The sequence below is a fragment of the Paraburkholderia bannensis genome (assembly GCF_014200455.1).
Lineage (GTDB): Bacteria > Pseudomonadota > Gammaproteobacteria > Burkholderiales > Burkholderiaceae > Paraburkholderia > Paraburkholderia bannensis_A.
In genome coordinates this window covers 165,178-176,783 of sequence record NZ_JACHBW010000010.1, presented here as the reverse complement: position 1 = coordinate 176,783, position 11,606 = coordinate 165,178, and the positions used below count along the sequence as shown (strand labels likewise).

The following is an 11,606-nucleotide window of genomic DNA, read 5'->3' as shown; positions in this document are numbered from 1 at the left end:
TCGGAAATGAAAAACGGTCGCTGCGGCGACCGTTTTTTTCGTGCAGCGCGAAGCGTTATTGCAGCGTGCCCCAGCGCTCGACGGCGGGTTCGGCGGTGGCCCATTTCCAGCCGCTTTCGTCCTGACAGGCGCTCGCGGTGTACCACTGCTCGGGCGAATCGGGTTTGTCGCCGCCCTGGACCGAGAACGCGAAGTCCTTGCACAGCGCCAGCGCCGACGCGAACGCGCGCGTCACGCGCACCTCGCCGTGACCGTTCTCGACCGGCAGCTTGTGCTTGATGCGCCAGCTGTCGCTGCCGCCCACGGGCAGGCGTCCGGCGGTTTCAGCGATCATTTCCTGCTGATCGGCGTGCATGCTCTTCATGAAGCGGGCGACGGCTTCGTCGGTGGCTGCCTGCACGGCGATGCCCACGCCCACGCCGATGGCGGGATTGGCCGTGGCGATGCCGGTGGCCGCTGCCGCCGCCGCGCCGCTCGCCGCGCCAATCGACGAGCAGCCGCTCGCGCCCAGCGCCACGCCCGTGCACAAAGCCGCGAGCGCCAGCAGGCGAGCGCCCGGCATGGCGAAGGCGGCGCGGGCGGCGCTCAGGCTTACGCGCATGGCGCCGCTCATTGCAGCGCGCCCCAACGGTCGGTGGCGGGTTCGGCCGAAGCCCACTTCCAGTTTTCGCCGTCGCGGCACACCGAAGCCACATAGAAGGCGCTGGCGGCGGCCTTGTCCCTGGTCGCGTCGTGATCGACCGAGAACACGATCTCCTTGCAGTCGAGCGCGCCCGTGCTGATCGCGCGGCTCACGGTCACGCGGCCATGCGCGGCTTCTTCGATCGGAAACGAATGGACGATGGACCAGGGCGCGACGCCGCCCACGTCGAGCGGGCCCGCAGCCTTGGCGATGCTGTCCTGGGTGTTGCGGTGCACGACGCGCTCGGAATACTGCACGCCGGCTTTGGCAGCGGCAACCGCGCCCAGACCGATGCCGGTGGCGACCGCGGCGTTGCTGGTGACCTTCGAGGCGATCGCCGCGCCGCCGATACCGGCGCCCGTGATCGCGCCTTCGGAGTAGAGCGAGCTGCACGCGGAGCAGGCGAGGCTGGTGGCTGCCGCGAGCAGCGTGAGCGACGCGCTGCGTCGCCAGCCTGCCACTGCCGTCATGAGGATTCGGGTCCGCGAAACCGCGAGGCCGAAGCCCGGCGCATTGCGCGGTGCCGACGATGGCGCATTGCACGCCCAGGCACGTCGTTCTTGCATGTTCATTCCCTGCAGCTGGCGGCTGGACGTCGCCCAGCGCAACGTTCCAGCACGTATTGAGGCACCTTTGAATGAGAACAGGGTGCTATTTCGTGCTGCGGATTGTGCAGGATGACAATTGCAAACGGGATAGGGAAAATGCAAGAAATTGCAAAAGGTCGTGCGCCGCTTGACGTTGCATGGTTGCGAGCACGACCTTTTTGTGCGTTTTAGCGCGGTTTTATCCTGCGTTTTTAATCACTCGGAGCTTAGCCGGCGTCGCGTGCCTCGTCGTCGTTTTCCCCATCGTCGGCCAGCGGCGCATCGCCGCCTTCCGCACCATAACTGCCCAGACGGTTGTAGAGCGTCTTCAGGCTCACGCCCAGCGTGCGCGCCGCGAGACGCTTGTCGCCGCCGCAAAATTTGAGCGTGCCGAGGATGATCTGCTTTTGCGCGTCGGCGAGCGGCGTGCCGATCCACACGCTCATCGCATCACCCTGCGTGACCGGTTTTTTCACCTTGGGCACGAGTTGCGGATGGGCGATCTCGACCTGCTTTTCGGCGAGGATGAACGCGCGGTACACGGCATTTTTCAGCTCGCGGACATTGCCGGGCCAGGACCAGTTGCGCACGGTTTCGAGCGCACGCTTGCTGAAGACCTTCTGCGTGCCGCTTTGCTCATTGAGCTCGGTGAGAAAGAGCTGGGCGAGCAGTTCGCGGTCGCGCTCGCGCTCGCGCAGCGGCGGAGCGCGCAGCGGGAATACGGCGAGGCGATACATCAGGTCCTCGCGTAGCGCGTTGTCCTTCACGGCCACGACGGGGTCGCGGTTGGTCGCCGCGATGATGCGCACATCGCCGTGGATCGTTTCGTTGCTGCCGACCGGACGATAGTCGCCGGTTTCGAGCGCGCGCAGCAGCTTGACCTGATGCAGCAGCGACATCTCGGTGACTTCGTCGAGGAACAGCGTGCCGCCGCGCGCGTGCTCGAAGTGGCCGTCGCGCGCCTGCACCGCGCCGGTGAAGCTGCCTTTCTCGTGGCCGAAGAGTTCGGCTTCGATCAGCTCGTCGGGGATCGCGCCGCAGTTCACGGCGATGAACGGACCATCGCGGCGATCGCTGCGGTCGTGGATCGTGCGCGCGACCAGCTCCTTGCCGGTGCCCGATTCGCCGACGATCAATGCAGTGGCGTCGGTGACCGAGACGCGCTCGATCTGCGCGTAGAGTTCCTGCATGATCGCCGACGAACCGTACAGCAAGCCATAGGATTGCAGACCTGGAACGCGTGGTTGAGCCGCAGGCGCTTCACGGCCAGATTCACGGCCAGATTCACGGCCTGCCTTGCGACTTTGTTCGTTACCCTTCTCGTTGCGGCGCGCTTCGCGTTCGTCACGCGTGGTGCGCGGTTCATCTCGTTCGGCGGCGGGCGAGCCCGGCTCGATTGACGCCATAGGTTATTCGTCCTGCAAAGTTGGTAAGTGGCACGGAGCCGGTATGCCCCAGGCCGATATGCATTCGTGTGGCGCGCCGCTTGCGCGCATTTGCGAACCTTGCTGCGCGCACGATGCTTCATATGGCCGGGTGCGCTGCTTCGGACGGGCCGCCGCCAGCCAGGATACGCGCGAACGATGTCGCGCCGGCGGTCGCAGGATTTCCATCTCGTAAACATTTAACCACTGCGACGCCTCGCAGGGCAATGGACGTGCCCGGATCTTCGCTCCAATGGCGGTTGCGGGCCGGTCTCAGGCGGCTGTCAGGCGGCTGTCAGGCGGCTGGGCGCTGGCTGCCCATTAGCGCACTATCGGTGTTTTTTGCAACGATCGCGTTATTTTTGCCGGTTTTCGGCCTGGCTGGCACGCCTCGTGCTGCGCAACTTCGATAGGGCGTACGCGTCTACGTTAGATGCGATGCGTCGAACCGGATAGCCGCACGCACGGTATGCGCCAACCTATCTGTCGCGCGTCTGGCAAAAATACTGGGAGAATCGAAATGTCGAAGAACAAGCCTGGCCTGTTCGGAACCCTGTTTGCGGTGGGCGCGCTCGGCGCGACGGCCGGCATGCTGGCCTTGCGCTGGTCGCAGCGTCACCGCATGCAGCGCCAACATCTGCATGGCGATTTGAGCCGTTGGGAGGACGAGGGCGGCTCGCTGTCCGAATCGGCCAATAAGGCGGAGCATGGAGCAACGGCGAAGTCAGCCTCGGCGACGGCGCCTGCATCGATGAACGAGCACAACGCGGCGCGCGACGATACCGGCGCCGCATGGCCGTTTCCGACCAGCGACGCGGATTCCGCAACGCGGCATTGATGCTACGGATGGACGTGAGGCCCGTTAGAGCGGGCCGCAGGGCGAGGCCCATCGCGCGCGCGGCGCTCGGCAGGTTTGTGCACGAGCGTTGGGAAACGCGCGCCGGGCGATCTCGAAACTGTCTATAATAGTGATATCTACAACAATCGAGGTTCGGGTTGCGCGTTGCGCGCGGTATTGTTGCGCATTGTCGCTACAGTGCAGCTAAAACCGCGCGTTAGCCGTCTTGAACGCACCCGACCGTTTCGCACCCCACTGCAGCGCATCACATGCACCGCCCAGGCTCGCGGCGCCGGCTGAGATTGTCCGGCGTGTCCGTCCTGCTCGCGGCGTGGCATGTATCGCGCATGGGAACCACTCACCTTTCAGGGCTGACGAGACGCGATGCCACATGTATTGATTGTCGATGACGACGCAGAAACGCGCGAAGCGCTGGCCGCCGTGGTGGGCGAAGACGGGCTCACCACCGCCCAGGCCGGCGATCTGCGCGAGGCGCGCATCCAGCTCATCCGGCAGATGCCCGACGTGGTCTTCACCGACCTGAAGCTGCCGGACGGCAGCGGCACCGACCTGTTCCAGGACCTCGATCCGCGCTCCGGCGTGGAGCTCGTCGTCATCACGGGCCACGCGACCGTGGAGACGGCCGTGGACGCGCTCAAGAACGGCGCGATCGACTACCTCGTGAAGCCGATCAACCTGCAGCGCGTAAAGGCGATCCTGAACCGCCTGCCGCGCGCGGGCGATCTCAAGGCCGAAATCGGCAATCTGCGCGGCGAACTGCGTCGCATGGGCCGCTTCGGTCTGATGCTCGGCAATTCGCCGGCCATGCAGGACGTGTACGACCAGATCAGCCGCGTGGCGGTCACGCCGGCTTCCGTCATGCTGGTGGGCGAATCGGGCACCGGCAAGGAAGTGGCCGCCCAAACCATTCACCAGCTGAGCCTGCGCCGCAAGCACGAATTCCTCGCCGTGAATTGCGGCGCGATCTCGCCGAACCTGATCGAATCGGAGATGTTCGGCCACGAGCGCGGGTCATTTACCGGCGCGGATCGCCAGCACAAGGGCTATTTCGAGCGCGCGAACGGCGGCACGCTGTTCCTCGACGAAATCACCGAAATGCCGATCGAGCTGCAGGTGAAGCTGCTGCGCGTGCTCGAAACCGGCATGTTCATGCGTGTGGGCACGACCAAGGAAATCGAGACCGACGTGCGCCTGATCGCGGCCACCAACCGCGACCCGGAGCAGGCCGTCGCCGAGGGCAAGCTGCGTCTGGACCTGTATCACCGCCTCAACGTGTTCCCGATCAACCTGCCGCCGCTGCGCGAGCGCGGCAAGGACGTCGAACTGCTGGCGCAGGCCTTCCTCGACGAACTGAACGAGCGTCACGGCACGAAGAAGCAGTTCCCGGCGGCGGTGCGCGAGATGCTGGCTACCTATCCGTGGCCCGGCAACGTGCGCGAACTGAAGAACTACGTGCAGCGCGCGCACATCATGGCCGGAAACGAGGGCGATCTGACGGCGGCGGTGCCGTTGCAGATTTCGCTGTCGAAGCCGGTGGCGGGGACGGCGGTGACGATCCCGTTTGGCACCTCGCTTGCCGATGCCGATCGCCAGCTGATTCTCGCGACGCTGGAGCAGTGCGGCGGCGTGAAAACACGCGCGGCGGAAATTCTCGGCATCAGCCTGAAGACGCTCTACAACCGCCTCGTCGAGTACGGCAATGAGACGGGCGGTGGCGGCGGCAAGAGCGAAGCGCCCGCGCGTGCCGCGAGCTGATGTTCCGCTCGTTTTGCCACTTGCTATCTCTTGAGCAGGCAGCGCCCATCTCGCGGCGCTTGCCTGCAAGCGATGTAAATCCCACCTCTGCGTAGTCTCTCCGCTTGCTCTGCATTTGCATCCTGCGATCCGTCGAGCGCCTCGCGCGCCGGGGCGCGCATGGCTTTGCGCGGTTCCCGGTGCACTGCTTGGGGTGCTGCTTAGTGCGCAGCTTGGTGCGCTGCTCTGTGCGCTGGTACGTGGCTTGCAATGCGCTCCATGGAACCTAGCGAGGAGCGCGCCATGCCAATCTGCCGACAATCCGATCCATCCCGCGTGAAGCCCTGGCTCGCGCACACCCCGCGACCCGATCCGCAGCCCGATCAACCCGGCACGCCCGACGTGCCGCCGGTGGGCGACCCGCCGCCGCAACCGGGCGAGGTGCCGCGCTCGATCGATCCGCGACTTTATCCGGCGATGCGCGTGGCGTCGTCTTCGCAACGGGCGCGCGAGGAATGGGCGCGTTTCGCGAGGACCGCCCAGTTGGCCACTCGCGCCGCGTGGGCTGGATGGGCTGGATGGACCGGGTGGGCACACTGGGCCGGCTGGACCTGTCACGCCGATTTAGGGCCGAAGCTCGCCGCGCAGGGCGTGGGCGCTTTCGACGTATCCGAATGAGCTTGTGGCGGCGCAATATCCGGCCGCCTGACGTCGCGAGCCGGACGATCGTTACCGATTCTGCCCTTTTATGTACGAGTTACAAACGCCCGGCCATATTTACCGGCAATTTCACGCGGCGATTCCTAGACTATAAAAATGCCACCGCCGTGTGACGGCCAGTACGCAGGAGACATCGACATGAGACATCCCGCTTTGCGCCGGTCCGCACGTCACTCGGGCAAACGTGGCCCGCGCGACGCCGATCAGAAGGCCGGCAACTTGGCCGATTTCGGTCGCAGCGGTGCTGCCGATAGTGCTGCCAATACTGCTGCCGGTTCCGGCGATCTCCCGCCGGCTCACACGCCCGATCCCGCCAGCCAGAATCGCCCCGCGCCCGGCGTGCCGCCCGATGGCGAGCACAACCAGGGCGGCGCGCGGGCGGAAGGAATCGACTATCAACGCGATCTCGGCTCCGAGCAGGACGCCTGATTTCATCGCCGTCGTCGCGCGCGCCGGACCTCGAAGATCGCTTTCGCTGCAACGCGATTGAACCGGCTCCAGCCGGTTTCGCGGCGCTTCGCTTCGTTCAAAAGCACCGTCGTCGGTGCTCAAAAATTCGTGCCAAGAATCCGCGCAAAAACGCAATAAGGTCGCGATCACGACGCGATTCACCAGGATGAGGCATGCATCTTGCGTGATCTTGCATTGCACCGTCTACGGACCCAACGAAACAGGAGGTTTAGCCGCAATGGGCAGACTGATCGTGGTATCGAATCGCGTTGCACCGACCCAGGAAGGGCGTCCCGCCGCTGGCGGCCTCGCGGTCGGCGTACTGGATGCGCTCAAGGAAACCGGTGGCGTTTGGTTTGGATGGAGCGGCGAGACCGTTGCCGAACCCACCGAGCCGGTCATCGAACAACAGGGCAGCGTCACATACGCGACGGTAGGTCTGACCCGGCGTGACTATGACCAGTACTACAAGGGCTTCTCGAATACGACGCTCTGGCCGACGTTCCACTACCGCAACGACCTGGCACGCTATGAGCGTCAGGAATACAACGGCTACCTGCGCGTGAACGTCACGCTGGCGCGCCAGCTCAAGCCGTTGATCCAGCCCGACGACATCATCTGGGTTCACGACTATCACCTGATTCCGTTCGCACGTTGCCTGCGCGACCTCGGCGTGAAAAACCCCATCGGCTTCTTCCTGCACATTCCGCTGCCGGTACCTGAAGTCATGCGCTCGGTGCCGCCGCACGAAGAGTTGATGAAGTTCATGTGCCACTACGATGTGGTGGGCTTCCAGACCGATGCCGATCGCCAGGCTTTCCTCGACTATGTGGAGCGCGGCGGTCACGGCACGTCGAGCGACGACGGCATGGTGCACGCGTGGGACCGCTTCCTCAAAGTGGGGGCGTACCCGATCGGCATCTATCCCGAAGCGATTGCCAAAGCCGCCACGCAGTTCACCGACCGCAAGCCGGTGCGCAGCCTGCGCGATGCGATGCGCGGCCGCAAGCTGATCATGAGCGTGGACCGCCTCGATTATTCGAAGGGACTCGCCGAGCGCTTCCAGGCCTTCGAGCGCATGCTGCAGAACGGCCCGGGCTGGCATGGCCGCGTCTCGCTGCTGCAGATCGCGCCGCCAACGCGCTCCGACGTGCAGACCTACCAGACGATTCGCCGCAACCTCGAAGGCGAGGCCGGGCGTATCAACGGGCGCTTCGCGCAGCTCGACTGGACGCCGATCCACTATCTGAACCGGAAATACGAGCGCAACCTGCTGATGGCGCTGTTCCGTCAGGCTCACGTGGGTTACGTTGCGCCGCTGCGCGACGGCATGAATCTGGTGGCGAAGGAATACGTCGCGTCGCAGAATCCGGAAGATCCGGGCGTGCTGGTGCTCTCGCAGTTCGCGGGCGCGGCTGAGCAGATGCCTGGTGCACTGGTTGTGAATCCTTACGATCTGAACCAGACCGCCGAGGCGCTGGAGCGGGCGTTGTCGATGCCGCACGCGGAGCGTCAGTCGCGCTACGAGGACATGATGGCGGCCCTGCGCGAGAACAATCTCTCGGTGTGGCGCGATACATTCCTCGCCGATCTGCGTAGCGTGGCGACCGCTGCATCTGTAACCGAAAAAGCGCGTAGCGCCGCGCCAGCGGCAAAGGCGCAGGTCGACACCGCCGCAAGCAAGGCGGCAAGCACGACCAGCAAGGCCAGCTAGCGCGCGCTTGCATGGCACACGCGTAACCCCACGGCGGCCTTCGGGCCGCCGTTTTTATTGCGCCGTGCTGCGCGTCGGCCGCGTCGGCCTCAGTGTGCCGCAGCGGCGTAGGGATGCGGCGCTTCGGTCGGATCAAAATCGGCCCAGTGACCGGCGTGCCATTGGCCTGTGGCGCGTTCGACGTCTTGCGCGCCGCACTCGCGCAGCACCTCGGCAGCCAGCGCCTGATTGTCGGGGCTGACATGCACGGTGAGCAGCACGCCCGACTGACGCATTTCGTGAAGCACGCGCGCCTCGTGCCTGGCAGGGCGTTGCCAGCCGCGGCCGATACGTGCGCCGATCCATGCGCCCACGCCCGCGGCGATCAGCACCGAGGGCAAGGAGGCGGACAGCAGCGCGCCAAACAACGCCACGCCGACCACCGCACCCGCCACCGCGCCCGCGGTGAGATTACGCATGCGATGGGGCGGTGCGGCGGCGATCGGAATGGGGTGAGGCGTATGGCGCGCATGTTGCCCGCGCGGATTGACGAAAAAGAGGTTGACGTCTTCCTCGACGAAACCGCGCGAGAACAGCTTCTCGGCGACGGATTCAGCGACGGGGAAGGTGGTGAACCGGCCAGCGATGATCAGAGACATGGGAATCCCCCTTGATGCATCAGGAAGGTTGACTCGCCAGAAGAACAGGACTACGGCGCGCGATGCGCCGTAGATTCATGGTAGTGCGTGCGGGCCGTAAAAACGAGGCGGCCCGCATCACCGTTGAAGAATCGACTGACAGGCTTCAGCGGCTTGCCTGCGCCGCGCGGCTAGGCACCAGCCGCATCATGCTGACAACCGCCGCAGCCGCCGCGAATGCCGTAGCCACGAATAGCGCAAGCGTCGGACCGTGTTGCGGCGCAACGCCGAAGATCAGCGCGACCAGCGCCGCGCCCAGCGTTTGCCCCGTCAGCCGCGCGGTGCCGAGCATGCCGCTCGCGCCGCCGCTGCGCTCGCGCGGCGCGGACGACAGAATCTGCCGGTTGTTCGGCGACTGAAAGATGCCGAAGCCCACGCCGCACAGCGCCATGCGCCAGGCGATTTCCACCTCGGTGGGATGCCCGTGCAGCGTCGCCAGCGACAACAGCCCGAGCGCGAACAGCGCGAGTCCGACGCCCCCCAGAATGCCGGCGGGATAGCGGTCGGACAGCACGCCCGAAACCGGCGCGGCGACGATGATGACGAGCGGCCAGGGCGTCATCAGCAGGCCGGTTTGCACCTGCGAGAAACCGTAGGCATCCTGCAGCATGAAGGGCAGCGCGACGAACGCCAGCATCTGCGCGCAGAACGAACAGACCGACGTGCTGATCGAAAGCGCGAAGAGCGGATTGGCGAGCAGATCGACGGGCAACAGCGGCGCGGGCTGATTGAGCTGGCGGCGCACGAAGAACCAGCCGATCACGACCGCGCCGGCGAATTCGAGGCCGATCAAACCATAGTTCTCGCCGTGGCCCAGACCATCGACGGCGAAGATCAGCAGTCCGAACACCAGTGCGTTGAAGAGCGCGCTCAGATAGTCGTAGGGCGCCGGATGACGCGCGTTGAGCGGCAGCGCGCGCAGGCCGAGCGTGAAGGCGGCGATGCCGATCGGCACATTGATCGCGAAGAGCCACGGCCACGCCGCAATCGACAGCACGCCCGAGGCGAGCGTCGGCCCGATCGCCGAGGCGATGGCCACCACCATCGCGTTGATGGCGACGCCGCGCCCGAGCTTCGCACGCGGATAAATCATGCGCACGAGCGCGGTGTTCACGCTCATGACGCCCGCGCCGCCGAAGCCTTGCACCATGCGCGCGATGGCCAGCGCTGGCAGCGAAGTCGCGAGCGCGCAGCCCAGCGACGCCACCGTGAAGAGCGCCAGCCCCCACAGATAGACGCGCCGGTAGCCGATGCGGTCGCCCAGCGAGGACAGCGGCAAAAGCGCGATCGTCACCGAAAGCTGGTACGCGTTGACGATCCAGATCGAGTTCGCGGCGCTCGCGTGCAGATGATGCGCGATGGTCGGCAGCGCGACGTTGGCGATGGCGCCGTCGAGCACCGCGAGCGTGATGCCGAGCGCGACGACGAGGATCGCGTGATAGCGCTGCGGGAAGGGCAGACCGCTTTCGGGGTCGTGCGGATCGCCAGCAGGCGCGGCGCGCATGGTTGCGGGCGGTGGGTAGTGCGTAGGTGTGGGCATTGATGAGCGGGACGTCGCGCATCTCCTCGCGCGCTGTCTTCAAGTCGATTCAAGGAGTGCAGAGCGTGGTGGTGGCGCGCGGCGCACGATGCGCCGCGCTGGCGGCTTCAAGCCTGATTCGTGCTCATTTCGGTGCTTGTGTGGGTACTTGTGTGAATGCTTACTTGAGCTCATAAAGCCCGACATACGTGGTCGAATCCAGCTCGTTCAGATGCGTCATGAAGCGCGCGACCGCGTTGGTGGTATCGGGCGTCACCGGCAGTTGCGGCGCCTTGAGCGCGTGGAGGCGGAAGATATAGCGATGCGGCTTGTCCCCGCGCGGCGGCGCCGCGCCGCCGAAGCCCACCGTGCCGTAATCGTTGCGCACCTGCACGGCGCCCGGTGGCAACAGGCTGCCATCGGCCTTGCCTGCGTTGCGGGCGAGCGCGCGCGCGTCGGGCGCGATATTCACGACCACCCAATGCCAGAAACCGCTACCGGTGGGCGCGTCCGGATCGTAGACGGTGAGGGCGAAGCTTTGCGTGTCGGCGGGCGGCGCGTCCCATTGCAGCGCCGGAGAGAGATTGTCGCCTTCGACGCCGAAAGCGCGATCGTCGAATTCCTGCGCTTTCGGCATGAAGCCGTTACCCGGAAATTCGTCGGACCAGAGTCGGAAATCAGCCATCGCTTGCCTCCTTTCTCATGAGTTCTGCTTATCCAATCGAGTTTAGCACCGCGATGCGCCGTGCTCAGTGGCAGGCTCCGCGACGCTTCAGGGCGCATCCTGTTGCGCGGCGCGCGCTTCGAACCAGCTCTGGCTGTCGTCGCGCAGCCACGCCGCGAGCCGCTCGACCACCGCTTGCGGGTCCTGCGAAGCACCGCGCAGCGCGCATTCCCAGATCACGGCGACGCGCCAGCCCTGCGCGGCGAGGGCGGCGATTGCTTTGGCGTCGTGGGTGCGGTTGCGGCCGATCTTGGCGCGCCAGAACTCGGGCCGTGTGGCTGGCCATTTGAAGAGCGCGCAACGGTGGCCGTGCCAGAAGCAGCCGTGCACGAAGACCACGGCGCGATAGCGCGGCAACACGATATCGGGGCGTCCCGGCAGTTCGCGCACGTCGAGCCGGAAGCGAAAGCCGCGCCGATGCAGCAGGCTGCGGATCAGGACTTCGGGCCTGGTGTTGCGCCCGCGGATGCCGGACATCATCCGGCTGCGGGTCGCGCTGTCGACGACGTCGACCAT

Annotated in this window: 12 protein-coding genes; 5 read left to right on the top strand and 7 right to left on the bottom strand. The window is 65.6% G+C overall.

Going from position 1 to position 11,606, the window contains the following annotated elements; translation table 11 throughout:
• Positions 1 to 55 precede the first annotated feature (55 nt).
• The 3 genes from F4827_RS18205 to F4827_RS18195 form a co-directional block, all read right to left on the bottom strand.
• Positions 56 to 601, bottom strand: a complete 546-nt coding sequence (locus tag F4827_RS18205; RefSeq protein ID WP_183725827.1) for a hypothetical protein — start codon at positions 599 to 601, stop codon at positions 56 to 58.
• An 8-nt stretch (positions 602 to 609) separates the two neighbouring features.
• Positions 610 to 1,152, bottom strand: coding sequence for a hypothetical protein (locus tag F4827_RS18200; protein WP_183725603.1), 543 nt, complete (start codon positions 1,150 to 1,152; stop codon positions 610 to 612).
• Positions 1,153 to 1,496: 344 nt separating this feature from the next.
• Complete coding sequence (locus F4827_RS18195; RefSeq protein ID WP_183725602.1) at positions 1,497 to 2,675, bottom strand: sigma-54-dependent Fis family transcriptional regulator; 1,179 nt, start codon at positions 2,673 to 2,675, stop codon at positions 1,497 to 1,499.
• Positions 2,676 to 3,213: 538 nt separating this feature from the next.
• Between F4827_RS18195 and F4827_RS18190 the strand changes: the two genes are divergently transcribed.
• From F4827_RS18190 to otsA, 5 genes are all read left to right on the top strand, one after another.
• Positions 3,214 to 3,531, top strand: a complete 318-nt coding sequence (locus F4827_RS18190; protein ID WP_183725601.1) for a hypothetical protein — start codon at positions 3,214 to 3,216, stop codon at positions 3,529 to 3,531.
• 384 nt (positions 3,532 to 3,915) lie between these two features.
• Positions 3,916 to 5,307: a sigma-54 dependent transcriptional regulator gene (locus F4827_RS18185; protein WP_183725600.1), complete on the top strand. Its 1,392-nt coding sequence runs from the start codon at positions 3,916 to 3,918 to the stop codon at positions 5,305 to 5,307.
• Between the two features lie 282 nt (positions 5,308 to 5,589).
• Positions 5,590 to 5,964, top strand: coding sequence for a hypothetical protein (locus tag F4827_RS18180; RefSeq protein ID WP_183725599.1), 375 nt, complete (start codon positions 5,590 to 5,592; stop codon positions 5,962 to 5,964).
• A 180-nt stretch (positions 5,965 to 6,144) separates the two neighbouring features.
• Positions 6,145 to 6,435, top strand: coding sequence for a hypothetical protein (locus F4827_RS35365; RefSeq protein ID WP_260175278.1), 291 nt, complete (start codon positions 6,145 to 6,147; stop codon positions 6,433 to 6,435).
• A gap of 259 nt (positions 6,436 to 6,694) precedes the next feature.
• Positions 6,695 to 8,170 (top strand): alpha,alpha-trehalose-phosphate synthase (UDP-forming), encoded by a 1,476-nt coding sequence (gene otsA / locus F4827_RS18170; RefSeq protein WP_183725597.1) that lies wholly within the window; start codon positions 6,695 to 6,697, stop codon positions 8,168 to 8,170.
• 89 nt (positions 8,171 to 8,259) lie between these two features.
• Here the strand turns inward: otsA and F4827_RS18165 are convergent, their stop codons facing one another.
• From F4827_RS18165 to F4827_RS18150, 4 genes are all read right to left on the bottom strand, one after another.
• Complete coding sequence (locus F4827_RS18165) at positions 8,260 to 8,808, bottom strand: hypothetical protein (protein WP_183725595.1); 549 nt, start codon at positions 8,806 to 8,808, stop codon at positions 8,260 to 8,262.
• Between the two features lie 145 nt (positions 8,809 to 8,953).
• Complete coding sequence (locus F4827_RS18160; protein ID WP_260175289.1) at positions 8,954 to 10,351, bottom strand: MFS transporter; 1,398 nt, start codon at positions 10,349 to 10,351, stop codon at positions 8,954 to 8,956.
• A 196-nt stretch (positions 10,352 to 10,547) separates the two neighbouring features.
• Positions 10,548 to 11,051, bottom strand: a complete 504-nt coding sequence (locus F4827_RS18155) for a YbhB/YbcL family Raf kinase inhibitor-like protein (RefSeq protein WP_183725591.1) — start codon at positions 11,049 to 11,051, stop codon at positions 10,548 to 10,550.
• Between the two features lie 87 nt (positions 11,052 to 11,138).
• Positions 11,139 to 11,606: a very short patch repair endonuclease gene (locus F4827_RS18150; RefSeq protein WP_183725589.1), complete on the bottom strand. Its 468-nt coding sequence runs from the start codon at positions 11,604 to 11,606 to the stop codon at positions 11,139 to 11,141.